This window comes from Arthrobacter pityocampae, assembly GCF_002927275.1.
GTDB classification, from domain to species: Bacteria; Actinomycetota; Actinomycetes; order Actinomycetales; family Micrococcaceae; genus Arthrobacter_D; species Arthrobacter_D pityocampae.
Map to the genome: position 1 here is coordinate 773,888 of NZ_PRKW01000001.1, position 24,350 is coordinate 798,237.

The following is a 24,350-nucleotide window of genomic DNA, read 5'->3' on the forward strand; positions in this document are numbered from 1 at the left end:
ATCCGAGTGCGTGTCGCGGCGGGACACGCCGCTGATCGGGAGCCTCCCGACCGAGAGGCGCCCACGACGGCACGGGCCTCCGCACCATCGACTTCCGCGTTGACACCCCGTGTGACGCGGATTACTCTGGGAACGTTCACAGATTCTCGATGGAGAGCGTGGCGGCCGGATATGGGAGCGTTCACAGAGCGCGCTCGCAACCTCCCCTGCAGCTCCTGCCCGGGGATCGGCAGCGCAGCACCGAGGAGCAGGTTTGGCACAGGAAACCACCGTCGCAGGACTGTCCGGCAGCGGGGATCTCGTCTACGGGTGTGACTACAATCCCGAGCAGTGGGACCCGTCCGTCTGGGTCGAGGACGTCCGCCTGATGAGGGAGGCCGGCGTCAATCTCGTGGCCGTCAACATCTTCGGCTGGGCGGAACTGGAACCGGAGCCGGGCGTCTTCCGCTTCGAGACCCTCGACGCCGTCCTGGACCTCCTCGCCGAGAACGGTATCGGGGTGAACCTGGGCACCGGGACGTCCTCGACCCCCGCCTGGCTCACCACCGCCCACCCGGAACTCCTCCCCCGCACCGCCGACGGCACCGCCCGCTGGCCGGGTGGCCGGCAGGCGTTCTGCCCCAGCTCCCCCGTCTACCGCGAGCACGCCCTCGCGCTCGTCGCGCAGGTCGCCGCCCGCTACGGCAGCCACCCAGCGCTGCGCCTGTGGCACGTGTCCAACGAACTCGGCTGCCACAACTCCCTCTGCTACTGCGACGTCTCCGCCGAGGCCTTCCGCGGGTGGCTGCGGGCCCGCTACGAGAACCTCGACGCCCTCAACGCCGCCTGGGGCACCGCGTTCTGGAGCCAGCGGTACTCGGGGTGGGAGCAGATCCTGCCCCCGAGGCTCACGCTGTCGGCGACCAACCCGACGCAGACGCTCGACTTCAACCGCTTCAGCTCCGACGAGCTCCTCGCGCACTACGCGGCCGAGGAAGCCGTCCTGCGGGCCCACAGCACTGTCCCCGTCACCACGAACTTCATGGTCGCCGCGCACATCCGCAACCAGGACTACTGGGCGTGGGCGCCCTCGATGGACGTCATCGCCAACGACCACTACCTGGATCACCGCCTCGACGCCCCGCTGGCCGAGCTCGCCTTCGCCGCGGACACCACCCGCGGGCTGGCGCAGGGCCGGCCCTGGCTGCTCATGGAGCACTCCACCGGGGCCGTGAACTGGCAGCCCCGCAACATCGCCAAGGGCCCGGGCGAGATGATCCGCAACTCCCTGACCCACCTCGCCCGCGGCGCGGACGGCCTGTGCTTCTTCCAGTGGCGGGCGTCGCTGCAGGGCAGCGAGAAGTTCCACTCCGCGATGGTTCCCCACGCCGGCACCGACTCGCAGGTCTGGCGCGACGTCGTCGAACTCGGTTCCTCCCTGGCCAGGCTGCGCGAACTCGCGGGGACCACAGTGCACGCGGACGTCGCCCTGGTGTTCAGCTGGGAGGCCTGGTGGGCCCACGACCAGGAGTCGCACCCCTCCGGCGACGTCCGCTACATCGAGCAGGTGCACGCCGCTTACAAGGCCCTGTGGGACGCCGGCATCACCGTCGACGTCGTGGCACCCGGCGCCGGCCTCTCGGCCTACCGCCTCGTCGTGGTGCCGAACCTCTACCTCGTCCGCGACGACCACGCCGCGACCATCAGCGACTTCGTGGCCGGGGGCGGGTCCGCCGTCGTCACGTTCTTCAGTGGCATCGTCGACGAGAACGAGAGGGTGCGCCCCGGCGGGTACCCCGGAGCGTTCCGGGAGCTGCTCGGCCTCCGGTCCGAGGAGTTCTTCCCGCTCGACCCGGCACACCCGCTCACCCTCGACAACGGCTCCCCCGCGTCCCTCTGGTCGGAGGCCGTCCGCCTCACCACGGCCGAGGCCGTGCTCAGCTATGCGACCGGCCAGCACACCGGCAGCCCCGCGGTCACGCGCAACCGGTTCGGCACGGGCACCGCCTGGTACGTCGGCACGGTGCTCGACGGCGGCGTCCTGAAGGACCTGCTGCTCCGCGCCGCCGTCGCCGCCGGGGTCCCCGTCTCCGATGTGCAGTCCGGCCTCGAGACGGTCACCCGCCGCGGCAACGGACACGAGTACCTCTTCCTCATCAACCACGGCACCGAGGACCGCAAGCACCGGGTCAACGGCCTGGAACTGCTGACCGCGGAGGCCGTGGCCGACGCCGTCGTCGTTCCCGCGGGCGCAGTGCGCGTTGTCCGCACCACCTCATCAACCCCCACCGACGGCTCCGCCCCGGGCCGAAAGGATGCAGGCAATGACCGTCATTAGCACTCCGGCCGAGTCCCCGAAGGCTCCCCCTGTCACGAGGAAGAACCGCTCGTCGGGAGCGCAGCGCCGCGCCGTAGCCATCTTCATCGCCCCGTTCGCGCTACTCTTCATCGCCTTCTACGCCATCCCGATCGTCTACGCGGTCATCCAGTCGCTGCTCACCGTCGAGCGGGAAGGCACCTTCGGCAAACCCGAGCAGGTCTTCGGCGGCCTCGTGCAGTATCAGCAGGTCTTCCAGAACACAGCGTTCTGGGAAGCGGTGGCGCGGGTCCTGCTGTTCGGCGTCGTGCAGGTGCCGGTCATGCTCGGCCTCGCCCTGCTGTTCGCGCTGCTCCTCGACTCACCGCTGCTCAAGGGCAAGAAGTTTTTCCGTCTGGCGTTCTTCGCGCCCTACGCGGTCCCCGGCGTGATCGCCGCGATCATGTGGGGGTTCCTGTACTCGCCGTCCCTCTCGCCGTTCGGCGCGGTGACCTCAAACGTCGACTTCCTGGGCGCCGACCTGGTGCTGTGGGCCATCGCGAACATCGTGACGTGGGTCTACGTGGGCTACAACATGCTGATCATCTACGCGTCCCTGCTCGCGATCCCCACCGAGATCTACGAGGCGGCACGACTCGACGGCGCCAGCAATATCCAGATCGCCTGGCGCATCAAGATCCCCCTGGTGGTCCCCGCGATCATCCTCACCGCGGTCTTCTCGATCATCGGCACGCTCCAGCTGCTGGCCGAACCGCAGACCCTGCGCAGCTTCAGCTCGGCGATCAGCAGCACGTACACCCCGAACCTCGCGGTCTACACCACGGCCTCCATCCCCAACTACAACCTGGCCGCCGCCTTCTCGGTGGTCCTGGCCCTCGCCACCTTCATCCTCTCCTTCGTCTTCCTGAAGGCCACCCAGCGGAAGGTATCCCAGTGATGGCAACCCCAGCCACCGCCTCCAAGCGCCCCCGCGGCGGGAGCACGACGGCAAGCGACGTCGAGACCCGCGGACGCGGTCCACGCCAGAGCATCATGTCCCGCAGCGCGGCGATGCTCGTCATGGGTGTCTTCACCCTCTACTTCCTGACCCCCATCTGGTGGCTGCTCACCACCTCGACGAAAACCGGCGGCGAGATCACCTCCACAGCGCCGCTGTGGTTCACCACGAACTCCCTCGGCACGTTCTTCGACAACCTCGGGCGCCTGTTCACCTACGGCGACGGCCTCTTCGGCCGATGGCTCCTGAACTCCGCCGTTTACGCCGGTGTCGGCGCCCTGATCGGGACGGTCATCGCGGCGATGTGCGGCTACGCCCTCGCGAAGTACGAGTTCCGGGGGCGTGAGGCCATCTTCAACGTCGTGCTCAGCGGCGTCCTCGTCCCCGCCACCGCCCTGGCCCTGCCGCTGTTCCTCATCTTCAGCCGGGTCGAACTCACGAACACCATGCTGGCCGTCTTCCTGCCGAGCCTCGTCAGTCCCTTCGGCGTCTATCTGGCCCGGATCTACGCCGCGGCCAGCGTGCCCGGCGAGCTGCTGGAGGCTGCGCGCCTCGACGGCTCCGGCGAGATCCGGACCTTCTTCACCGTGTCCACACGCCTCATGGCGCCGGCCCTCGTGACCATCTTCCTGTTCCAGTTCGTCGCCATCTGGAACAACTTCTTCCTGCCGCTGATCATGCTCCGGGATCAGGCCCTCTTCCCCGTGACCCTGGGGCTGTACGCCTGGAACAGCCAGATCAGCCAGATCCCCGAACTGCGGTCCCTCGTCATCGTCGGGGCGCTCGTCTCGATCGTCCCGCTGATCATCGCCTTCCTCGCCCTCCAGCGGTTCTGGAGCAGCGGTCTCGGCGCCGGCAGTGTCAAGTAGCCACCCCATCCTCCCGACCAGCACCACAGGTGCAGGGGCGTCCGCCCCCGCACTGCACTGCTCAATCAACCGATAGGAAAGACAATGCGCGCGCATTACGGAAAAGTCACCGCGGCCTTTGCCATGATCTCTGCGCTGGCTCTCTCCGGCTGCTCAGCCGGCGGGGACAGCTCTGAAGCGGGTGGCGAAGCGGCCCCCTGCGAGGCCTCCGACGGGCCCGTGACCCTGCAGTTCACCACGTGGGTTCCGGGGATGGACGAGGTCGTCAAGCTGTGGAACGCGGACAACCCCGACATCCAGGTCGAGGTGCAGACCGGACCCAACGGCAACTCGGGCACGTACCAGAACTTCTTCAACCAGATCCAGGCCGGCAACGCACCGGACCTCGGCCAGATCGAATACGACGCCCTGCCGAACTTCCGCGTGCAGGACGGCCTCGAGAACCTGGCCGGCTGCGAGGGCGTCGCCGACGCACAGGACCAGTTCGTCGACTGGACCTGGGGTCAGGTGACCTTCGGCGAGGAGGACTCCGTCTACGCGATCCCGCAGGACAGCGGCCCCATGGCCATGTACTACCGCGCCGATCTCTTCGAGCAGGCCGGCATCGAGGTGCCCACCACCTGGGAGGAGTACGCCGCAGCGGCCGAGAAGATCAAGGCCGAGGGCTCCTACATCACCAACTTCCCGAAGACCGACGTCAACTGGTTCGCCGGGATGGTCTGGCAGAACGGCGGCCAGTGGTTCGCGAACGACGGCGAGGCCTGGGACGTCAACCTGACCAGCCCCGAGTCCGAGGAGGTCGCCACCTACTGGCAGGACCTGCTGTCCAATGACCTCGTCTCCACCCTGCCGTCCTTCTCGGACGAATGGAACGCGTCCTTCAACGAGGGCCAGCAGTGGACCTGGGTCTCCGCGGTCTGGGGTGCGACCACATTGTCCGACGGCGCTCCCGACACCGCCGGCAAATGGGCCGTTGCCCCGATGCCGCAGTGGGAGGACGGCGGCGAGACCGCCGGTAACTGGGGCGGCTCCTCGACGGCTGTGCTGAAGGGCTCCGAGCACCCGGCCGAGGCCGCGAAGTTCGCGCTCTGGCTGAACACCGATCCCGAAGCGCTGGCCCTCGCCAACGAGCTCGGCGGCCTGTACCCGGCAGCAAAGTCCGCGGCCGACCTCGAGGCCTTCTCGGGTGGCGTCGAGTACTACGGCGGACAGAAGATCTACGACGTCTTCTCCGAGGCTTCCGCCCAGGTGAACCCCGATTTCACCTGGGGTCCCACGATGACGCAGACCTACACGGATGTCTCCGACGGATTCGGTGCTGCCATCGGCGGTTCCAGCACCCTGATGGAGGCCCTCGAGAACGGGCAGCAGAAGACCATCGACGCGCTGAAGGCACAGTCCATCCCCGTCGCGGAATAGTCCTCCGATACACCCGGCTCCACGAAGCGCCGCGTCCCGGAAGGGGCGCGGCGCTTTCCGCGTTCCGGGCATTCTTTCGTCGCCAGTGATCCATGCTCGGGCATTCCAGTGAAAGCGTCCCCTCACCTTCCGGGAATTGCGCCGTCACCACGGTATTCTTGCGGCGACCCTTCAGAAGATTGGAACAGCATGGCACTCACTCCCGAAGACGTTGTGAAAGCACGATTCCGGGCGACGATGTTCAAGCAGGGGTATTCCCAGGACGACGTCGACGATTTCCTCGACAAGGTAGTGGTGGAGCTGCGGCGACTGAACGGCATCATCGCCGATCTCCAGGACGGCAAGGCCGTACCCGCCGACGACCGGAAGTAGAACGACCCGCATCGCCCCCCTCGTTCCCGGTGGTGCCGCACCGGGGCCGCCGGCGTGGCGCGTGCCGCACCCCGACGCGCGCTAGCATGCTCGATCCCAGGAACGGCGGCGAGCGCCGCCGGCACCGGGGCCGGGTACGAATAAGCTGGCGGGATGAGTTCCTCGCACCTCCCCCAGGACCGCATCCGGGCCGAGCTTCCCTCGGTGCGCCGCCCGACGACGTCGGACGCCGACTGGCAGTCCTTCCTGACACGCTTCGACACCGAGTTCCCGCGCCTCCAGGCGCTGTTCCACCGGATCTACGGCCCTGAGGCGGACGGCGAGCTGCTGCAGGTGGCGCTCGACGCCGCGGCATCCTGGCAGGACCGGCCGGCGGACCTCAAGGCCCTGGACGCCTCGCGTGCCATGGCCCCGGACTGGTTCTCCTCCCACCGGATGCTCGGCGGTGTCTGCTACGTGGACCTCTATGCCGGGGATCTCGCCGGCCTCCGGGCGCGGATCCCCTACTTCCGCGAGCTCGGCCTCACCTACCTGCACCTCATGCCCCTGTTCCGGGCGCCCGAGGAGAACTCCGACGGCGGGTACGCGGTCTCGAGCTACCGCGACGTCGACCCGTCGCTCGGCACCATGGAGGACCTCGCGGACCTCGCCCGGGAGCTGCGCGAGGACGGCATAGCCCTCGTGGTCGACTTCATCTTCAACCACACCTCCGACGAGCACGAGCGGGCGCGCCGGGCCGTCGCCGGCGATCCCGAGTTCGCGGACTTCTACCTGATCTACCCCGACCGGCAGCTGCCGGACGCCTACGAGCGGACCGTCCGGGAGATCTTCCCCGACGACCACCCCGGCTCGTTCGTGCCGCTCGAGGACGGCCGGTGGGTGTGGGCCACGTTCCACTCCTTCCAGTGGGACCTCAACTACCGCAACCCGCGCGTGTTCAGGGCCATGGCCGGCGAGATGCTCTACCTCGCCAACCAGGGGGTGGACATCATCCGGATGGACGCCGTCGCCTTCATCTGGAAGCAGCTCGGCACCGCCTGCGAGAGCCTGCCCGAGGCTCACCTGCTGCTGCAGGCCTTCAACGCGGTGTGCCGCCTCGCCGCGCCCTCCCTCCTGTTCAAGTCCGAGGCGATCGTGCATCCGGACGAGGTGGTGCAGTACATCGACCGCGGTGAGTGCCAGCTCAGCTACAACCCGCTGCAGATGGCACTGATCTGGAACTCGCTGGCCACCCGGGAGGTCTCGCTGCTCGCCCAGGCCCTCGAGCGCCGGCACGACATCCCGGAGGGCACGGCCTGGGTCAACTACGTGCGCAGCCACGACGACATCGGCTGGACGTTCTCCGACGAGGACGCCGCGGAGCTCGGCATCAACGGCCACGACCACCGCCGGTTCCTCAACGCCTTCTACGTCGACCGCTTCCCGGACAGCTTCGCGCGCGGCGTCCCCTTCCAGGACAACCCCCGCACCGGGGACTGCAGGATCTCCGGCACCACGGCGTCGCTGGCCGGGCTGGAGGCGCACGACGACGCCGCCGTCGCGCGCATCCTCCTCGCCCATTCGATCATCCTCAGCACGGGCGGCATCCCGCTGCTGTACCTCGGCGACGAGGTGGGCCAGCTCAACGACTACACGTACCTCGAGGATCCCGCGAAGGCCGGGGACAGCCGCTGGGTGGGCCGGCCCGCATACCCCGCCGATCACTACAGTGCGCGGACGGACCCGACGACGGACCCCGGCGCCGTCTTCGCCGGTCTCACCCGGCTCATCGGGGTGCGCCGGCAGACTCCCGAGTTCGCCGGCGGGCGCCTCGTGCCGTTCCACACGAACAACCCGCACGTGCTCGGCTACCAGCGGCCGGGCCTGCTCGACGGCGAGGAGTCCACCGTCGTCGTGTTCGCGAACTTCGCGGAGACCCCGCAGGACCTCGACGCCCGCACGCTGTCGGGCCTGCCCGAGCGCGCCGTGGATCTCATCATCGGCGAGTCCGAACTCCTGCGGCCGGGCATCACCCTCGAGCCGCTCGGGATCCGCTGGTACCGGATCTGACCTCTGGGCTGCGCTCGGGCCCGACGAGGCTCGGGTCCGACCACGTTCAGGCCCGACCACGTCCAGGCCTGACGGCGGCTCAGGCTTGGCGGCGCGAGAACTCTCCCGCGGCCCGGACCTGCTCCGGCGTCGGGCGGATCCCCGTGTAGAGGACGAACTGCTCCTCGGCCTGCAGCGCGACGACCTCCGCGCCCGTGATGACCGGCCGGCCGGCGGCGCGGGCGGCGAGGATCAACGGCGTCTCCGACGGGGAGGCGACGACGTCGAACACCACCTGCGCGGCATCGATCGCGGCCTGCGGGAAGGCGAGGGCATCGGCGTCTGCGCCGGTCATGCCCAGCGGCGTGACGTTGAGGAGCAGGTCCGCCGTCGACTCCCCCACCTCGGGCTGCCAATCGAAGCCGTACAGGTCGGCGAGCGCCCGGCCGGTGCGCTCGTTGCGGGCCACCACCGTCACCCGCGTGAATCCCGAGTCCCGCAGGGCGGCGACGACGGCCTTCGCCATACCGCCGGAGCCCCGCACGAGGACCGAGTGCGTGGCCGGCACGTCGTGCTCGCGCAGGAGCCGCTCGATCGCGAGGTAGTCGGTGTTGTAGGCGGTGAGGACGCCGTCGTCGTTCACGATGGTGTTGACGGAGTCGATGGCCTTCGCCGAGGGATCGAGGTGGTCCACGAGCGCGATGACGTCCTCCTTGAACGGCATCGAGACGGCGCACCCGCGGATGCCGAGTCCTCGCAGGCCCGCGATGGCCGACGGCAGGTCGGTGGTGGTGAACGCCTTGTAGATGTAGTTGAGCCCCAGCTCCTCGTAGAGGTAGTTGTGGAAGCGCGTGCCGATGTTGCTGGGACGCGCGGCCAGGGAGATGCAGAGGGTCATGTCTTTGTTCAGGATGGGCACCCGGCCATTCTGCCTCCGGGAGCCGCGAACAGCTAGCGCGCCCCGGTGCGGAGCAGCCCGTCATGGACGTAGCGGGCGAGGACGCTCCACACCGCCGACGACGCGAAGGGCTCCAGCTCGACGCCTCCGGTGGTGTTCGTGTACACGAGATGCTGGCCGGCGGACCCGGCGGACAACCACGTGTGCTGCGGCGATGAGGTGCCGGTCTCCTGCACCGTCCAGCCGAGCCACGGCTGCGCCCATAGGCGTGTGAGCGAGTCGTCCTCTCCGGGCGCTTCGCCCGAGCCCGTCCGGAGGCGGTCGGCGAACGCCTCCTGCGGCAGTACCACGTGCTCCCCGATGTAGCTCCAGGCCGGGCCCACCCCGAGCCAGGACACGAGGGTGGCGGGAAGCTGGGCGGCGGTGACGACGTCGATCTGCAGCTGGCCCAACTTCGGCACCCGAGCCTCGGGCGATACCGCGGGAGCCGGGCCGGACGCCAGCAAGGCTCCTCCGGCTCCTACCCGGACCTCGATGGTGGTCGCGAGGTCGGCGCGCTGGGCGCCGACGAAGAAGGAGAAGGAACCGGAGTCGAGGGGGGCGAGGAGGTGGCGGGCCTGAGCAGTGAGCGCTCCGCCTCGTTCCATGAGGCCGGCTGCAGCCAGTTCTGCGACCTCGTCGCGGTAACGGAAGCGGCCCGCGATGCCCGCCCCTCCACGGGCCGCGCTGTCCAGCAGCAGCTGGTAGGCGGCGTCGCCAACGATGGGGCCTGTCGACCGGTACGGCTGCACAGCGGCGATCCTCGAGAGATCCTCGAGCGGCCGTCCGAGATGTTCGGACGCCATGGCGTCCTGTGCGGGTTCGGGCGCCCCCGTCACAGGGATCCCGGCGGCCTCCTCGATCCGCGCGAGGGAGGCCATGCGGTACAGCAGGCTCTCCATACCTGTCATCTGCTCCGGACCGAAGCTGCAGGTGAACTCGATCGCCTGCGTGCCGACGATGCAGAACCAGCGGACCACGCAGACGGCCTGACCGGCCTCCGTGTAGGTGAATTTCTGCCGACGGGCGGGGACACCCGACAGCACGGCCTCCTCGTGGCCCACCACATGGGCCTGCGGCAACGATTGCAGGGTCGCGATGACGGCCCTGGTGGAGAGCGTCGCGAGGGATGCGCCGTCGGCATCACCGATCCGCAGCACGAGGTTCGGACGGAACGTGCCGGACGGGACCGCGGGGTGCGCGAGCACCATGGCGGCGTCGTCGTCCTCGAGTCGCTCCCACGCACCGAGCCGCGGCAGTGTCACCGGCCCGGCTGTCTCCCACTCCCATTCCTGGTCCGTCTGTTCCTGATCTGTCTGCGTGGTCATGGTGTCTTCCGTTCGTCGGGGGTCAAAGGTTTGTCGTCGGGTCCCTGCCCAAGCACTCGGCGCCGGTAGGTGGTGGCGTGCAAACCTTCACCGCGCTTGATCCTGTCATCCGACTCCTTCATCCAGCGCGGCTGGAGGAACCGCGGCACGTAAAGGCACCCGAGGAGTCCAAAAGCCAGACAACCCGTGCTGAGAAGGGCGAAGATGCCAGAGATCGGTTCTGGAGCGTCGAGCAGGATATTGCCGAAGGGCATGGTCGCCATCCAGAAGCCCAGCGGCAGCATCGCCAGGCTTGGCTTGCCCGGCATGAATGCGTCACCGACGATGAGATACATCCACTCCTGCCGGATCATCGATAGGCTCGCCCAGAAGAGGAACACTCCGAGCGGAAATATGGTGAGAAGAAGAAGGAGAGACATCAGAACGGGTCAAGACCGGCGACGACAACTGGAAAGTCTCACGCGCACACGTAGGTGCAGGGACAACGAAACAAGCCCGGCCCTTTCCCAGTTCCGTCTCTGATCCGTCGGTTCCTGGCGTGCCTTCATGATCATGGAGCGTTCCGCTCCTCGGGGTGCAAGGGCGTCCCATCGGGTCCCTGACCGAGCACTCGGCGCCGGTACTCATTGGCATAGAGGCCCTCGCCTCGCTTGATCTCGTCATCCGAGTCCTTCATCCAGCGCGGCTGGAGGAACCGCGGCACATAGAAGCAACCCAGGAGACCGAAGACCAAACCACCAAAGTTCGTGAAGGCAAAAATGCTGGAGATCGGTTCCGGTGCGTCGAGCAGGATATTGCTGAAGGGCAGAGTCGCCATCCAAAAACCCCCGGGAAGCATTGCCAGGCTCGGCTTACCCGGCATGAAGGCGTCACCGACCAGCAGATACATCCACTTCTGACGGATCATCGACAGACTCGCCCAGAAGAGGAACACTCCGAGCGGAAATACTGTGAGAAGAAGAAGGAGAGACATCAGAACGGATCAAGACCGGCGACGACAACTGGAAAGTCTCACGCGCACACGTAGGTTTAGGGACAACGAAGCAAGCCCGGCCGTCTCCCCGCCCCGTCCCTGATCCGCCTGCTCCTGCCAAGTTCGCACGATCACGGTGTCTTCCGCTCCTCGGGGTGCAAGGGCTTCCCGACGGGTCCCTGACCCGAGGCCCGGCTCCCGTACTTCATGTCGTAGAGACCCTCGCCGCGATTGATCTTGTCCTCCAACTCCTTCATCCAGCGCGGCTGCAGGAAACGTGGCACATAAAAGCAACCAAGAAGGCCGAATACCAGGCAGGCCATAATGAAAAGGCCGACGAGACCGGACCATGGCTGGGGTACGCCGGTAAGCAGACCGGTAAAGGGGCTACTCAGCATGAGAATCCCGATCGGCAGCATCGCCAGGCTCGGCCTACCCGGCATGAAACCATCGACAACCATGAGATACATCCACTTCTGCCGGATCATCGAGAGGCTCGCCCATGTCAGGAAAAGGCCCAGTGGGAATACTGTGAAGAGGAGAACGAACGACATTTGAGACCTTTTCTGTGGTGGTGGATCAGGCTTCGACGCCGCTAAGAAGCGGTATATGAACCCTCGCCGTGATCGATCCGCTCATCCGACCACTTTATTCAGCGAGGGTGCAAGAATTGCTCAACCTATGCAGTCTTCCGTCGCGGCAAATCATCCGAAGACCGAGTTCCAACCGTCAGAAAGGGCGTCGCCGATGTCGGAAGTAATGTCCTTACCCAGATCGTAAGCTTCTTCGACACCGTCTGCGAAACGATCCTTCACGGTACCGCCGCCCAACCATTCGGGTAGGTCCTGGTCTGCGAGGTAGGAAACACCCATGCCGACACCGAAGCCGATCACGGTGCCCACCGGGCCGCCGATCATCGTGCCAACCGCCGCACCCGCCGCTCCTGCCCCGAAATCGAAAGCAGTCTTCGCTCCACCACGGACGGCGCCGACTTCCATGGCGCGTAAATCGCGCTGCGCCTCGCTCATCTCCGGATGCTCGACGAGCAAGCTGTCGTACGCCTTGTTCCGTTCATCGGTAATGGTGAAGCCCGCCATGCCAACCGCGAGGACTCCTCCACCAACCCTTGCCGCTTTCAAGCCGTTCGGCAGTTCACCGAATGCAGGCCGAGGAGTAGCGGGTTCCGAGCTGGGCTGCCAGCTGTCGGGGTTGGCGTCTACTCGCGCACGGTAGGCGGGCAAGGAATCGTAGAACTTCTTGTTGATGCTCGGACGCCATTCGACCGCAGGCACGAACCCATTGCGGGTGTACCGTTCCCGGACCGTGCTTGCATGATCCGGATGCGCGGGATCACTGATATGGACGACTGATCCGTCGCCCATGGTGTACCACCGGTCGCCCGCAACCTCCGCGTCGGTGAGCACCCCCGAAGGATCCGAGGGCGTGAACCGGAACTGCTGCCACGGCATCCGAACCTGCCTGGTCGCGGTGACCTCCACGCTCTTGTACGTGTAGGTACTTGCATAGTTGCTCAGCCCGGCGGCGACAAGGCCCACCTCCGGGCCACTCAGGGTACTGAGAATATCGCCCTCCGTACCGTCGATGCCCTTGAGCGCGGCTACACAGTCGGTCACGGCGTCGTCGTAGGTCAGAACCAGTCGGTCGATGTCGCTCTGCAGCGCGTACTCCGGTACAGGACCAAGGGACGGGTCAGGATCGGCCTCGTTCAAGCGACGAGGGTCGGCCTCGAAGGAGGCGACCTCGGCGAGCAGGGCAGTGCGCCGCATCTCAAGCAGCCGTACTGTCGCCGCGAAGTCGTCAAGAGCCGTCGTCGTCTGCGCAGTTGCCCGTTCGAGGACGTCGCCGTGCGGGGTGATGGAACTGAAGACGGCCAGCACATCAACCTGCTCGGGCGCGTGGTAGCTCCCTGACAGACCGGACCAGGTGGCCGACAGCCCGTCCACCGTGGCCGAGACGTCGGCTCCGACCGATGAGATGTCCTTCGCTGCTGCTTCGAGGTCCCCAGGTGATGCCCAGTTCTCGAGCCCACTCGTATCGAGGGCCACCGTCATTCCTTCGCGTCGTCGATGGTGAGGGACGGCATCTGCGTTGCCTGGGCGCGGGCGGTATCCGCCATGGCCGCGTCGCCCTCGACATAGGCGTTGACCGCCGCGCCGACACCGTTGACGGCGTTCTCCACGCGGGTCGCGACCGCCTCACACTGGACCACGAGGACGTTGTTCCACAGCTCGATCAGGGCACCACCGATCTGCTGGCTGCGCGACGCCGCCATCGCGGCGTCCACGGCCCCGCTCAGGGCGGAGCGTGCGGTGCCAATCGCCTCACTGTCCGCCTGCACCACCGACAGCACCCCGCGGCAAGCACCCACGTTGATGTCGTACCCCGGTATCCCCATTCTCGTCCCCCATTTAGTGTCCCAGCACACACCGAGGCTCGATCACCCCGCTCCGCCCTACTGTAGACGCTGCAACGCCTCGGCGCCGGACGTCACACAACGGGCCGACGATGACCCGCCACACCATCGACGACGCCCCCTCACTACACTTGACTTCGGTCCTTCCCTCGACGCCGCACCGCCGAGGCACAGCGGACACCACCCCCACCCCGTCCCAGGAGCAAGCCCTTGAAGATCGATTTCGCGCAGTCGGCCCAGTCCACACTCGGCGTCGAGTGGGAACTGGCACTCGTGGACCGCTACAACGGCGAACTCGTCTCCGTGGCGGACCAGGTGCTGCGGGGCCTCAGCGCGAACCACCCCGAGCTACAGGACGACGACGAGCACCCGCACATCAAGCAGGAGCTACTCCTCAACACGGTAGAACTGGTGACGGGTATCTGCACCACGGTCGGAGAGGCCAAGGCGGACCTGTCCCGCTCCCTCGCCGCCGTCCGCGAGATCACCGATCCCATGGGCGTGGAACTCTTCTGCGCCGGCTCCCACCCCTTCAGCGCGCCGAAGGCCCAGCAGGTCACGGACCGGGAGCGGTACGCGAAACTGATCGACCGCACACAGTGGTGGGGCCGCCAGATGGTCATCTACGGGGTGCACGTGCATGTGGGACTCGATTCACGGGACAAGGCCCTGCCGGTGGTGGACGGTCTGACCAACTACTTCCCGCACTTCCAGGCACTGTCGGCGTCGTCGCCGTTCTGGGGAGGCGAGGACACCGGGTACGCCTCCCAGCGGTCCCTCATCTTCCAGCAACTGCCCACCGCGGGCCTGCCGTTCCACTTCCACGACTGGGCGGCTTACGAGTCGTACGTCCAGGACATGTTCACCACCGGGGTGATCGACTCGGTCAGCGAGATCCGGTCGGACATCCGCCCGGTCGGGAATCTCGGCACGGTGGAGATGCGCGTGTGCGACGGCCTCTCGACCCTCCAGGACGTCGGCGCGGTCGCCGCCCTCACGCAGTGCCTCGTGCAGGAGTTCTCCGAGATCCTCGACGCCGGCGGGACCATCCCGACGATGCAGCCGTGGCACATCCAGGAGAACAAGTGGCGGGCAGCGCGCTACGGCCTCGACGCCATCATCATCCTCGACGCCGCCGGCAACGAGCGGCTCGTCACCGACCACCTCGTCGACGTCCTGAACCGCCTCGAGCCGGTCGCCGCGAAGCTCGGCTGCAGCAGCGAACTGGCGGACGTCGAGACCATCCTCAAGCGCGGTGCCGGATACCAGCGCCAGCGCGAGGTCGCGGCGGAGAACGACGGCGACCTCCGCGCCGTCGTCCTCGACATGGTGCAGCAGTTGCGTGCCTAACGACGGCGGTCATCACGGGCGACCTTCGAGGCCTCCCAGATTACGATTCCACTGACGCGAAGACGCCTGTGGTTCCGGCATAATCGTCGCCATGGACCAGACATGTCGTGGTGCAGGCGTGGTCGTTCTGGAGACGGACCGGCTCGTGCTGCGGCGCTGGCGCGTGTCGGATGCTGCGGTGCAGCGCAGGCTCTGGACGGAGCGTGATCCCCGGGTCCCCCCGCATCGTCGGATCGATGCTGAGGGCCGTCCCACTCTGGAGGAGATCGAGGACGGCATCCGTCGTGACGGCCCGGATGCCTCCCTGGGCCTTCTGGCCGTGGAGCGACGAGGCTCCGGTGATGTCTTCGGCTACTGCGGTCTGCTTGCCAACAACCACGGACAGGACGGCGAACCGGAATTGGCCTTCGAACTTCTCCGCGGAGTGTGGGGCCAGGGGTATGCGACCGAGGCATCGCAGGCTGTGATGCGGTGGGCCGAGGAGCTGGGCCACCGACGCCTGTGGGCCACCGTCCGTGACTGGAACAGCGCTTCCCGTGCGGTGATGGCCAAACTCGGGTTCGTCGAGACTGCTCGGGTGGAACGGGATGCCCTTCACGGGGAATCGCTGTTCTTCGTCAAGGATCTCAGCGGTCCGTCGGGTGACCGCGATGACACCCCTGCGCCGCGGTGGTCTGTACACGACCACCGACCCGCGGGAGGCTGAGCCCATGCGAAAACTGACGTACGGCATGAACGTGAGCCTGGACGGTTACATCGCCGCGCCCGGGGACGATCTCGGCTGGAGCGTGCCCAGCGATGAGCTGTTCCAGTGGTGGTCCGACCGGGTGGAGGCGACGGGCCTGGCGCTGTACGGGCGGAGACTGTGGGAGACGATGAGCTCCCACTGGCCGACCGCGGGCCAGCAGCCGGATGCCACACCGGCGGAAATCGAATTCGCCCGCCGCTGGCTGGACATGCCGAAGGTGGTGTTCTCCTCAAGGGCCCGAGCTGTCGAGTGGAATGCCCGCCTCGTCACCAGCGACGCAGTCACCGAGATCCGCCGACTCAAGGCCGACGACCGCGGTCCCATGGACATCCTCGGCGCCACCCTCGCCGGGGCGGCCATGCGAGCCGGGCTGATCGACGAGTATGCGATCGTCACCCACCCGGTCCTGGTGGGCGGCGGAACCCCGTTCTTCACGGCCCTGGACGCCTGGGTGAACCTGACCCTGGTGGAGACCCGCACGTTCCCCGACGGGGTGCTCCTGACCAGATACGAGACCCGGTGCTGAGGACCCGTTTCCGGATCCGATAGAACTGCGGGTGAAGGACCGCTCCTGTGTGAGCCGCGACCCGCGCCCAGGCCCAGGGCCCCTCCGAATAGTCCTCCTGAGGGTCACCCCGCTCTTTCCGGTGATATTGGGTGACCGTCGAGGGGCGCAGGACGCGGACATAGGCGTCGAAGGCTGAAGGCACGATGCTGCTCACGGATCCCGGCGGTCCGTTCGACCGCGACCTGACCCAAGCACCACGCTCAGTCGGTGAGGTCCTCCCACACGAACGTCGTCGTCTGCCCGGACTCCCAGTCACGGCGAAGGATGGCGTAGGCGACCGACGCGACGGCGCTACCGCCCTCGACCGGCCACCCTTCGCGGTAGTGGGCTTCCTTCACCCAGCCACAGCGAAGGAAGGTCTTGCGCATCGCGATGTTGTCCTCCCTGGTCTGCCCCTCGAACCGATCAGTCCCCGGCCGTGTCGTGAAGACATGCCGCGTGAGTACCCGCAGAATGTCGGATCCAAGGCCTCGTCCCCGGAACTCTCCATCGAGGCGCAGATCGAACATCGGGGTCGGATCCTGGAGATCCTCGACACGGGCGAACCCGATGCGGCCGTGCTCGGTGTGCTCGATCCAGAAGGAGTCGTTGTCCTCGTCCCGGTACGCGCCGCCGGCGATGGCAGCTTCGATCGCTTGGCGTGTAGGGCGTGGGGTGCTGTGGAACGGGAACTCGTTGCGCGTCATGAAGTCCACCAACGCCTCATGGTCGTCGTCACGGGGCTCCAGGCGCACAAGATTGATCGGCATAGTGGCTCACCCTACTGGCTGTCGTGAGGGCGCCGGCGCAGGCCGAGCGCCCGACGAAGAGGTACTTCGTCGTCGGGCAATAATGGCCGCTTGGGGCCGCTGATCCTTGGTCCTTCGGGTGTGGGCCTCGATCACGTCGAAGCCGGCAGACGCCAGCGCTTTGGTGAGGCCACCGACCGGCCAGCGGTATGCCGGGGCCACGGCATGGTCGAACTGCTCGATGTCGGGACTTTCGAAGAAGCCGAGGAGCAGGGTACCGCCAGGACTCAGAACACGGTGGAACTCCAGGAGCGGGCTACTGATGCTGCTGGGGTCGTGGTGGATGAGTGAGTACCAGGAGAGAACTCCGCCTACCGTGCCGGTGTCGACGTCGAGTGCGTCGAGACTGCCGACCTCGAACGACACCCCCGGATAGGCGGTGCGCGCTCTGTCGATGAACTGGGGCACCAGATCCACGCCGCGGGCGGCAAGTCCTCGATCGGCCAGGAAGCTCGTCCAATGCCCCGGTCCGCACCCCGCGTCGATGACGGGACCCTCGACGTCGTCGGCCCAGTCGGCGACGAGCTGACGGTCGGAGGGATGCACGGCGTGCATGGAGCCGAAGAGGTCGCTGTATTCCACTGCGCGGCGTGAGTATGCCTCGCTGATACCGTCCATCAGGCGGTCGAATCCGGGTACGAGCCACATCGGCGCCTGACGATGGATCGGCGCGGTCCACGAGCTGTGCAGGGCAGGGTCAATTGATGATCTCGGCCTGCTCATCGACCAGGATCGCGGCCACGCGGTCCTTCCAGGACTGAAGGGCCTCCGGTGTCAGCCGTGTCCAGCCTGTGATCTCTTCGACGACGCGGAGAGGGGCGGAGCTGCGATAGGACCGGGTGGGGTTCCCGGGAAACCTCTTGTCCGTCACATTCGGATCGTTCTCGAATGGTCCCGTCGGCTCGACAGCGAACACGCGCGGCGCACCCTCGCCCGCTGCCAGCTCTGCCGCCAGCCCCGCGCCATCCTGCAACGCGGTGAAGTAGATGTGATTCATCACCATCCCGGGCCGGTAGTTCGACCGGAAACCCGGCATGAGCAGATCACCCACACTCACGTTCGCCTTCGTCCCGTGGAAGAACGGACCCTCATCCAGCACATCGTCCACGCTCACAGGGTAGGACGGAAGCCGCAGGATGTCAGCAGGACCCGACGCCTGACCGGTCCGTCCTGCCACGGAACGATCTGGGATCAACCGGGTCCCGGTGATCGGGGACACCGATGATCCGGCGTCCCGGACGAGCAATTGAGCTTTAATGGCGTCATGATCCGTTCCGCCTCGGTCGACGATCTTGCGTCACTGCCCGACAGGCAGCAGGGCTGTTCGGCGCTGACGCTCACGACCTTCGCCGATGTGCCCTGGAACGCTCCCTACTACGCTCGTCTGGGCTTCGCCATCGTCGCGCCGGAGCGCCTCACCCCGGGCCTGCGGGCGGTGCGGGACCATGAAGCAGCTGTAGGACTGGATGCATGGCATCGTGTCGCCATGCGAAGACCCCTCGGCGACCAGCCGGAGGATGGGACGGTGCTGCCGTGACGGAACTCGAGATCAGGCGCCTCACCCGGAAGGACATCCCTGCTGCGAGGACCATGTTCGAGATGATGGCGCTGGTCTTCGAGGAGGACTACGAGCCGCTCGGCGATGACTACCTCAATGATCTCCTGGGGCGAGAGGGATTCTGGGCTCTCGCAGCATTCGCAGGCCCGGATCTCGTAGGCGGCCTGACTGCACACACGCTGCCGATGACGCGGTCGCCGTCGTCGGAGGTGTTCATCTACGACCTCGCCGTGCGGCAGGACCATCGGCGGCGGGGCGTCGCGAGGCGCCTCATAGCCGACCTACGGGCGGCCGCCGCGGCTGAAGGCATCCACGAGGTCTTCGTTCCGGCCGACGACGATGACAGGCACGCGCTGGCGTTCTATCGGGCTTTGGGGGCTGTTGCGTCGCCCGTCACGATGTTCACCTTCGGCGATTGAGCCCTGGGAGTCATTGCTGTCACGCGCGGATCCGCTCACCGATGCGCGTCGGGTGGATCTCCTCGAGGTCGTCCTCCACCTTCCCGGTCCCGTCAGGTTCGAACCCGTGCGTGCGGTAGAAGGCCTGTGCTCGGGGATTCGGGTCGTCGAGAACGTGATTCGGACCAAGGCCGCGGTGTGTTTCCGGTCAGGCGTCGACCTGAGCTCGCGCCGTCGATCAGAGGGCCGGCAGGATCACGACCGAGTCGCCGTACTCGAGCGTCACGTCCTGCGTGCGGTCGACGTCGGTGGGTGTACCGATGACATAGGTGCGTGGTGCCATGTCGGCCGAGCAGACGTCGGACTTCTGCCGATCGAGGCCGAGCCTCCCGGTGTGCGGGTCGGGGACCTCGATGGATGAAGGGACCGCAGGGCAGCTCGAACTGCCCACCAGGACGACGGCGAATCTCCCACCGCCGTCGAGCCACCCGGCCGTCGGGAACGGGTAGGCGGAATCAGGCGAGGAGGGCAGTCGCTCACGACTGTAGGGGCGTACCGAGCAGTCGTCACCCCTGGCAGAAGTCGCGGTCCTGTCGAGGATCGCCCTCGGTACGAGGAGAGGTCGGGACCGGACCTCCCGCCGGGCGAACCACCTCATCCGATCGAAGTCCTTGTGTTTTATATCGAATAGCGATAGCTTGCTGTCACTATTCAGGAAGAAGGAAAGACATGGGAAGACTGACGGTGGCCGCGTTGCGCGTCGTCCTGGCGCTGATGTTCGCAGGATCGATCGTCATCCAGGTGGTGGTGCTTCTCCTGCTGACCCTGGATGTCGGAGCGGCGGATCCCGACGTCGCGATGATCCTCATCCCGATGGTGATCCTGACCGTCCTGGCGATCCTCGCGGGCCAGGTCGCGGTGGTCTGCGTGTGGGGGCTGCTGACGATGGTGCGGCGGGGAACAGTGTTCTCGACCAGCGCTTTCCGTCTGGTCCATGTGGTGATCGGTGCGTTCACGGCCGCTTCACTGTTGACCTTCGGGCTCGGCATTGCGCTCGCCCCCGGGGAGGCGGTGGCGCCGGGAGTGGTCCTGCTGATCGGTGGGGTCGCGGTCATGCTGGCAGCTGTCGCCCTGATCGTGTTGGTACTGAAGGCCTTGCTGAAGCAGGCAGTGGCACGCGATGTCGAGGCGCGCACCCTTCGTACCGAGCTCGACGAGGTGATCTGATGCCGATCGTGGTCCGCATCGACGTGGAGCTCGCCCGACGGAAGATGAGCGTCGGGGAGTTCGCCGATCGCGTCGGTCTGACCCCGGCGAACGTCGCCGTCCTGAAGAACGGTCGAGCCAAGGCGGTCCGGTTCAGCACGCTGGAGGCCATGTGCAGGGTCCTCGACTGCCAGCCGGGAGACCTGCTGGAGTGGGTGGACGAGGAGGCCCTCCCCCAGCCTGTCTCCGACCGGGTCATCAGCGCCGACGAGCCGTCATGATCCGATGCTTCCTGAGGGGCCGGGCATGAGGAGGCTGGCGCCGTTACTGCTGGTGATCGTCGGGGTGGCCCTCATGGTTGCGCAGATCCGTGCGGACAGTGAACCCGGGGCCATCCCCCTGGCCCTTGTGGTGCTCGGCCTGAGTGCGTACCTCGTCCTCCATGTTCGACGTCGGCGGGCCGAAGACCGACCCCCTCGCGATTAAATCGGCTACTCCCTGCGGCCCCAGCTCAGCGCGAGCCTCCGGTGAAGCGGTCATCCCCCGTCGGGCTGTCCGCTGATCCCTCGAGGCCCACCCTCCCGGCGAGCGTTTCGGGCGCGGGCGGCGCGTCGGGAGATGGCGACGGCGCGACGTCGGAGCCGAGCTCCACCGCGTCCTCCGCCGTGGGATCGGTCTCCTCGGCGTTGCCAAGGTCCTTCAGGTGATGCTTCTCGGTCGGCTGCTCCATGGTCCGAGCGTAGGCCGCCCGCCGCGGTGCCCGCAGTTCCCGCCGACGGAGTCGCACGGTCTTGCACCGGGCACTATGGCAGGTTAGTGGCTGTCACCCGGCGACGACGGCGGACGGACGAAGGGAGCAGCCGGAGCTGCTCCCTTCGGATGCCGCGATCGAGTCCGCCCTATCCCGCGAGCGACCCCACGGGATGCTCGGCGATCAGGTCGCGCACCGCGCCGAACAGGGGGTGCTCCGCCTCCAGCCCGGTGATCGACGTCGTCGCCGTGTCGGGATCCTGGGTGGCCAGGATCTCGGCGAGGGCGACCGCCTCGGGATCATCGGGTGCCGAGAAGGAGAGCGCCGCCCGCATCGCCTCGAGCAGCGCGGCCGGGTGCGTGCCGTGCTCGGCCAGTTCGGCGGCCGGCCCGACGAAGCGCTCCCTGCGGCTCAGCTTCCGCAGCGGCGCCCTGCCCACGCGCACCACGGTGTCGGGGAGGTGCTGGTTCGTGAAGCGCCGCAGGATCTTCTGGACGTAGGCCTCCTGCTCCGCGGGGTCGAACCCGTGCTTCGCCACGAGCAGCTGCTTCGTCTCGTCGAGCACCGCCCGCACCCTGGCGGCGACGGCGTCGTCGGCCATGGCGTCCGCGATCTTCTCGGCACCTGCTGTGGACCCGAAATAGGCCGCGGCCGCGTGGCCCGTGTTGACGGTGAACAGCTTCCGCTCGATGTACGGCTCGAGGTCGTCGACGTACGTGGCCCCGGGGATCTCGGGCGCACTGCCCTCGAACGGCGTGCGGTCGATGACCCACTCGAAGAACGTCTCCACCGTGACATCGAGGCCCTGTCCGGCTGCCTGGTTCGGGACGATGCGGTCCACCGCCGTATTGGCGAAGACTGCCCGTGCCGCGAGGTCGGAGGCAGCGCCGCCGTAGGCCTGCTCGACCTCATCGCGCAGGATGTCCGTGGCGTTGATGGCGTTCTCGCAGGCCATGACCTGCAGCGGGGCCAGATCCTCCCCGCGGCGGGCGATCCCCTGGGCGATGACCGGCGCGAGGAAACGCAGGACGTTCGGTCCCACCGCCGTGGTGACGATGTCCGCGTCGGCGATCTCCGCGATGACCTTTTCCTCCTGGGAGCGTGAGTTCAAGGCACGGTAGTTGTCCACCGTCTTCACGGCCGGTTCATCACCGACCTCGTGGACGTCGTAGCTCGGGGTCGAGGCGAGCTGGTCGATCAGGGCGTCCGCGACGTCCGCGAAGACCACCTCGTAGCCGGCTTCGTGAAGCAGGAGCCCCACGAAGCCGCGGCCGATGTTGCCGGCACCGAAATGCACTGCTTTCACGAGGCGTTCACCTTTCCGAAGAGGGCGAGGACCTCGTCCACCGTGGTCGCCTCGTCGAGCCTGGCGACCTGGGCCTTGTCCGAGAAGACGCGGGCGATCGCGGACAGGATGGACAGGTGCTCGTTGTTGCGGCCGGCGACGCCGACCACGAACTTGACCTGCTTGCCGTTCCAGTCAATGCCCTCGGGGTAGCGCACGATCGACACGGCCGAGCGCTTGATGAGGTCCTTGGCAGCATTGGTGCCGTGCGGGATCGCGAGGAAGTTCCCCATGTAGGTGGGGACCGACCGCTCCCGTTCGTGCATCGCTGCGACGTAGGTGGAGTCGACGGCACCGCGCGCGACCAGCAGCTGCCCGGCCTCGTCGATGGCGTCCTCCTGCGAGGTGGCGGTGCCGTTCAGCACGACGCTCTCCTCCGCGAGGACATCCCCCGCGTCGGTGGCGCCGTCGTCGGACATGACCGCCGCGGAAGCTGCGGCGGCGGGTGCCGGATCCTTCGGGTCGACGCCGGCATCGGCCGTCTCGCCGGCCCGGATGAGGTCGACGATCTCGTCGTAGCGCGGGCTGTTCATGAAGTTGTCCACGGCCACGTGCGTCGCGCTCTGCGTCAGGGGCTCGGCCCGGTCGGCGAGATCCTGGTGCGTGATGACGACGTCGTAGTCGTCCTTCAGGCTGGAGATGGCGAGGTTGGTGACCTTGACGTCCGGGAACCCGGCCGCCCGGATCTTGTTGCGGAGGACGGAGGCGCCCATGGCCGAGGAACCCATTCCCGCGTCGCAGGCGAACACGATGGTGCGGATGGGGCCGTCGGTGGCCGGCCCGGAACGGAAGTTCCCGGCCACGGAGCTCTTCTTGCCCTTGAGGCTCTCCATCCTGGCGGCGGCTGCCGCGAGATCCTCCTCCTGGTCCTTGCCGGACTTCAGGATGACCGATGCGACGAGGAAGGACACCGCGGTGGCCAGGACAACGGACAGTGTGACGCCGAAGTAGCTGTCCCGGGCGGTCTGGGCGAGGACCGCGATGATCGATCCGGGAGCCGCTGGGGCCACCAGGCCGGCATTCGTGATGCTCAGCGTGGCGACACCGGTCATGCCGCCGGCGATCGCGGCGAGGATCAGCAGCGGGCGCATCAGGACGTAGGGGAAGTAGATCTCGTGGATACCGCCGAAGAACTGGATGATGGCGGCGCCCGGAGCGGAGGCCTTGGCGATGCCGCGGCCGAAGAACGAGTACGCCAGCAGGATGCCGAGCCCCGGGCCGGGGTTCGCCTCCAGCAGGAAGAGGATGGACTTGCCCTCCTCGAGCGACTGCTGGACGCCGAGCGGGGTGAGTACGCCGTGGTTGATGGCATTGTTGAGGAAGAGGACCTTCGCCGGTTCGATGAAGATGCTCGTCAGCGGCAGCAGCCCGTTGTCGACGAGCCACTGGACCGCGTTGCCCGCCCCGGTGGTAAAGGAGAGGACCAGCGGCGAGACAGCGAAGAAACCGACCAGCGCCAGCACGGCGCCCCAGATCCCGGCCGAGAAGTTGTTGACGAGCATCTCGAAGCCGGGCTTGATCCGGTTCTCCCAGATCGCGTCGATCCGCTTCATGGTCCACCCGCCGAGCGGCCCCATGATCATGGCACCGATGAACATGGGGATGCCGGCACCGACGATCACGCCCATCGTGGCGATCGAGCCGACCACGCCGCCGCGGACGTCGTACACCATCCGGCCGCCCGTGTAGGCGATCAGGAGCGGCAGCAGGTAGGTGATCATCGGTCCGACGAGCCCGACGTTCGCGACGCCGTCCGTCTCGCCGTACCCGCCGAGCTGCGGGACGGGCAACCAGCCCTTCTCGATGAACAGCGCGGTGACGATCCCCCAGGCGATGAACGCGCCGATGTTGGGCATGATCATCCCGGACAGGAACGTCCCGAACTTCTGGACACGGACCCGGGCACTCGTGCCGGACCTTGCTTCTAGTTGTGTTGCCACATTCATTCCTAACCGTCGGCTCCGCAGCGTTGCGGAGGGGTGGCG

26 protein-coding genes and 1 pseudogene are annotated in these 24,350 nt (G+C 67.1%); 13 read left to right on the plus strand and 14 right to left on the minus strand.

Going from position 1 to position 24,350, the window contains the following annotated elements:
- Positions 1-253 precede the first annotated feature (253 nt).
- The 6 genes and pseudogenes from C4K88_RS03620 to C4K88_RS03645 all read left to right on the plus strand — a co-directional run bounded on the left by C4K88_RS03620 (position 254) and on the right by C4K88_RS03645 (position 8,002).
- Complete coding sequence (locus tag C4K88_RS03620; RefSeq protein ID WP_104120221.1) at positions 254-2,317, plus strand: beta-galactosidase; 2,064 nt, start codon at positions 254-256, stop codon at positions 2,315-2,317.
- Positions 2,295-3,233, plus strand: coding sequence for a carbohydrate ABC transporter permease (locus tag C4K88_RS03625; RefSeq protein ID WP_174705202.1), 939 nt, complete (start codon positions 2,295-2,297; stop codon positions 3,231-3,233). The genes C4K88_RS03620 and C4K88_RS03625 overlap by 23 nt, the downstream gene beginning before the upstream one ends.
- A 95-nt stretch (positions 3,234-3,328) precedes the next feature.
- Positions 3,329-4,162: a carbohydrate ABC transporter permease gene (locus C4K88_RS03630; RefSeq protein WP_104120327.1), complete on the plus strand. Its 834-nt coding sequence runs from the start codon at positions 3,329-3,331 to the stop codon at positions 4,160-4,162.
- Positions 4,163-4,246: 84 nt separating this feature from the next.
- Positions 4,247-5,581, plus strand: a complete 1,335-nt coding sequence (locus C4K88_RS03635) for an ABC transporter substrate-binding protein (RefSeq protein ID WP_104120223.1) — start codon at positions 4,247-4,249, stop codon at positions 5,579-5,581.
- Positions 5,582-5,770: 189 nt separating this feature from the next.
- A pseudogene (locus tag C4K88_RS17690) lies at positions 5,771-5,938 on the plus strand (DivIVA domain-containing protein); the annotation flags it as partial.
- Between the two features lie 168 nt (positions 5,939-6,106).
- Complete coding sequence (locus C4K88_RS03645) at positions 6,107-8,002, plus strand: alpha-amylase family protein (protein ID WP_104120225.1); 1,896 nt, start codon at positions 6,107-6,109, stop codon at positions 8,000-8,002.
- Positions 8,003-8,081: 79 nt separating this feature from the next.
- Here the strand turns inward: C4K88_RS03645 and C4K88_RS03650 are convergent, their stop codons facing one another.
- The 7 genes from C4K88_RS03650 to C4K88_RS03680 all read right to left on the minus strand — a co-directional run bounded on the left by C4K88_RS03650 (position 8,082) and on the right by C4K88_RS03680 (position 13,635).
- Complete coding sequence (locus C4K88_RS03650) at positions 8,082-8,900, minus strand: shikimate 5-dehydrogenase (RefSeq protein WP_277621627.1); 819 nt, start codon at positions 8,898-8,900, stop codon at positions 8,082-8,084.
- Positions 8,901-8,932: 32 nt separating this feature from the next.
- On the minus strand, positions 8,933-10,246 hold the full coding sequence (locus tag C4K88_RS03655; RefSeq protein WP_104120226.1) for a DcrB/PsbP domain-containing protein: 1,314 nt from the start codon (positions 10,244-10,246) through the stop codon (positions 8,933-8,935).
- Complete coding sequence (locus C4K88_RS03660) at positions 10,243-10,581, minus strand: hypothetical protein (RefSeq protein WP_146065603.1); 339 nt, start codon at positions 10,579-10,581, stop codon at positions 10,243-10,245. Before C4K88_RS03660 ends, C4K88_RS03655 begins: the two co-directional genes overlap by 4 nt.
- Before the next feature lie 215 nt (positions 10,582-10,796).
- A complete protein-coding gene (locus C4K88_RS03665) occupies positions 10,797-11,180 on the minus strand; it encodes a hypothetical protein (protein WP_206604334.1) in 384 nt (127 codons plus the stop codon).
- Between the two features lie 170 nt (positions 11,181-11,350).
- Entirely contained in the window at positions 11,351-11,773 is a 423-nt protein-coding gene (locus tag C4K88_RS03670; protein WP_104120229.1) for a hypothetical protein, read from the minus strand.
- 150 nt (positions 11,774-11,923) lie between these two features.
- A complete protein-coding gene (locus C4K88_RS17585) occupies positions 11,924-13,285 on the minus strand; it encodes a hypothetical protein (protein ID WP_206604335.1) in 1,362 nt (453 codons plus the stop codon).
- Positions 13,286-13,287: 2 nt separating this feature from the next.
- Entirely contained in the window at positions 13,288-13,635 is a 348-nt protein-coding gene (locus C4K88_RS03680; protein WP_104120230.1) for a DUF6507 family protein, read from the minus strand.
- A 228-nt stretch (positions 13,636-13,863) separates the two neighbouring features.
- On the opposite strand from C4K88_RS03680, the gene C4K88_RS03685 reads away from it, so the two are divergent.
- From C4K88_RS03685 to C4K88_RS03695, 3 genes are all read left to right on the plus strand, one after another.
- The gene (locus tag C4K88_RS03685) at positions 13,864-15,003 is read left to right on the plus strand and encodes a glutamate--cysteine ligase (protein ID WP_104120231.1); all 1,140 of its coding nucleotides are present in this window, start codon (positions 13,864-13,866) and stop codon (positions 15,001-15,003) included.
- Between the two features lie 91 nt (positions 15,004-15,094).
- Positions 15,095-15,709, plus strand: coding sequence for a GNAT family N-acetyltransferase (locus C4K88_RS03690; protein ID WP_104120232.1), 615 nt, complete (start codon positions 15,095-15,097; stop codon positions 15,707-15,709).
- Positions 15,710-15,713: 4 nt separating this feature from the next.
- On the plus strand, positions 15,714-16,277 hold the full coding sequence (locus tag C4K88_RS03695; RefSeq protein ID WP_104120329.1) for a dihydrofolate reductase family protein: 564 nt from the start codon (positions 15,714-15,716) through the stop codon (positions 16,275-16,277).
- 242 nt (positions 16,278-16,519) lie between these two features.
- Here the strand turns inward: C4K88_RS03695 and C4K88_RS03700 are convergent, their stop codons facing one another.
- The 3 genes from C4K88_RS03700 to arr all read right to left on the minus strand — a co-directional run bounded on the left by C4K88_RS03700 (position 16,520) and on the right by arr (position 18,215).
- Entirely contained in the window at positions 16,520-17,068 is a 549-nt protein-coding gene (locus C4K88_RS03700) for a GNAT family N-acetyltransferase (RefSeq protein WP_104120233.1), read from the minus strand.
- 6 nt (positions 17,069-17,074) lie between these two features.
- A complete protein-coding gene (locus C4K88_RS03705) occupies positions 17,075-17,689 on the minus strand; it encodes a class I SAM-dependent methyltransferase (RefSeq protein WP_306418598.1) in 615 nt (204 codons plus the stop codon).
- 115 nt (positions 17,690-17,804) lie between these two features.
- Positions 17,805-18,215 (minus strand): NAD(+)--rifampin ADP-ribosyltransferase, encoded by a 411-nt coding sequence (gene arr / locus C4K88_RS03710; protein ID WP_104120331.1) that lies wholly within the window; start codon positions 18,213-18,215, stop codon positions 17,805-17,807.
- Between the two features lie 156 nt (positions 18,216-18,371).
- On the opposite strand from arr, the gene C4K88_RS03715 reads away from it, so the two are divergent.
- On the plus strand, positions 18,372-18,644 hold the full coding sequence (locus C4K88_RS03715) for a GNAT family N-acetyltransferase (protein WP_206604336.1): 273 nt from the start codon (positions 18,372-18,374) through the stop codon (positions 18,642-18,644).
- The gene (locus tag C4K88_RS03720) at positions 18,641-19,084 is read left to right on the plus strand and encodes a GNAT family N-acetyltransferase (protein ID WP_167398958.1); all 444 of its coding nucleotides are present in this window, start codon (positions 18,641-18,643) and stop codon (positions 19,082-19,084) included. The genes C4K88_RS03715 and C4K88_RS03720 overlap by 4 nt, the downstream gene beginning before the upstream one ends.
- 217 nt (positions 19,085-19,301) lie before the next feature.
- Here C4K88_RS03720 and C4K88_RS03725 read toward each other — a convergent pair whose 3' ends face one another.
- Complete coding sequence (locus tag C4K88_RS03725; RefSeq protein ID WP_104120235.1) at positions 19,302-19,721, minus strand: hypothetical protein; 420 nt, start codon at positions 19,719-19,721, stop codon at positions 19,302-19,304.
- 86 nt (positions 19,722-19,807) lie between these two features.
- Between C4K88_RS03725 and C4K88_RS03730 the strand changes: the two genes are divergently transcribed.
- Together C4K88_RS03730 and C4K88_RS03735 are read left to right on the plus strand one after the other, a co-directional pair.
- On the plus strand, positions 19,808-20,290 hold the full coding sequence (locus tag C4K88_RS03730; RefSeq protein ID WP_306418599.1) for a DUF2975 domain-containing protein: 483 nt from the start codon (positions 19,808-19,810) through the stop codon (positions 20,288-20,290).
- Positions 20,290-20,550, plus strand: coding sequence for a helix-turn-helix domain-containing protein (locus tag C4K88_RS03735; RefSeq protein WP_104120237.1), 261 nt, complete (start codon positions 20,290-20,292; stop codon positions 20,548-20,550). The genes C4K88_RS03730 and C4K88_RS03735 overlap by 1 nt, the downstream gene beginning before the upstream one ends.
- Before the next feature lie 230 nt (positions 20,551-20,780).
- Here C4K88_RS03735 and C4K88_RS03745 read toward each other — a convergent pair whose 3' ends face one another.
- The 3 genes from C4K88_RS03745 to C4K88_RS03755 form a co-directional block, all read right to left on the minus strand.
- Positions 20,781-20,999 carry a hypothetical protein gene (locus C4K88_RS03745; RefSeq protein ID WP_104120239.1) on the minus strand — a complete coding sequence of 73 codons (219 nt, stop codon included), beginning with the start codon at positions 20,997-20,999 and terminating at the stop codon, positions 20,781-20,783.
- A 169-nt stretch (positions 21,000-21,168) separates the two neighbouring features.
- Positions 21,169-22,326, minus strand: coding sequence for a mannitol-1-phosphate 5-dehydrogenase (locus tag C4K88_RS03750; RefSeq protein WP_104120240.1), 1,158 nt, complete (start codon positions 22,324-22,326; stop codon positions 21,169-21,171).
- Entirely contained in the window at positions 22,323-24,305 is a 1,983-nt protein-coding gene (locus C4K88_RS03755; RefSeq protein WP_104120241.1) for a PTS mannitol transporter subunit IICBA, read from the minus strand. The genes C4K88_RS03750 and C4K88_RS03755 overlap by 4 nt, the downstream gene beginning before the upstream one ends.
- Positions 24,306-24,350 lie beyond the last annotated feature (45 nt).

Coding starts and splice junctions, on each gene's coding strand:
- C4K88_RS03625 (WP_174705202.1), top strand. CDS start 2,295: ATGCAGGCAATGACCGTCATTAGCACTCCGGCCGAGTCCCCGAAGGCT.
- C4K88_RS03630 (WP_104120327.1), top strand. CDS start 3,329: ATGTCCCGCAGCGCGGCGATGCTCGTCATGGGTGTCTTCACCCTCTAC.
- C4K88_RS03635 (WP_104120223.1), top strand. CDS start 4,247: ATGCGCGCGCATTACGGAAAAGTCACCGCGGCCTTTGCCATGATCTCT.
- C4K88_RS03645 (WP_104120225.1), top strand. CDS start 6,107: ATGAGTTCCTCGCACCTCCCCCAGGACCGCATCCGGGCCGAGCTTCCC.
- C4K88_RS03655 (WP_104120226.1), bottom strand. CDS start 10,246: ATGACCACGCAGACAGATCAGGAACAGACGGACCAGGAATGGGAGTGG.
- C4K88_RS03660 (WP_146065603.1), bottom strand. CDS start 10,581: ATGTATCTCATCGTCGGTGACGCATTCATGCCGGGCAAGCCAAGCCTG.
- C4K88_RS03670 (WP_104120229.1), bottom strand. CDS start 11,773: ATGTCGTTCGTTCTCCTCTTCACAGTATTCCCACTGGGCCTTTTCCTG.
- C4K88_RS03680 (WP_104120230.1), bottom strand. CDS start 13,635: ATGGGGATACCGGGGTACGACATCAACGTGGGTGCTTGCCGCGGGGTG.
- C4K88_RS03690 (WP_104120232.1), top strand. CDS start 15,095: ATGGACCAGACATGTCGTGGTGCAGGCGTGGTCGTTCTGGAGACGGAC.
- C4K88_RS03695 (WP_104120329.1), top strand. CDS start 15,714: ATGCGAAAACTGACGTACGGCATGAACGTGAGCCTGGACGGTTACATC.
- C4K88_RS03700 (WP_104120233.1), bottom strand. CDS start 17,068: ATGCCGATCAATCTTGTGCGCCTGGAGCCCCGTGACGACGACCATGAG.
- C4K88_RS03715 (WP_206604336.1), top strand. CDS start 18,372: ATGATCCGTTCCGCCTCGGTCGACGATCTTGCGTCACTGCCCGACAGG.
- C4K88_RS03725 (WP_104120235.1), bottom strand. CDS start 19,721: ATGAGGTGGTTCGCCCGGCGGGAGGTCCGGTCCCGACCTCTCCTCGTA.
- C4K88_RS03735 (WP_104120237.1), top strand. CDS start 20,290: ATGCCGATCGTGGTCCGCATCGACGTGGAGCTCGCCCGACGGAAGATG.
- C4K88_RS03745 (WP_104120239.1), bottom strand. CDS start 20,999: ATGGAGCAGCCGACCGAGAAGCATCACCTGAAGGACCTTGGCAACGCC.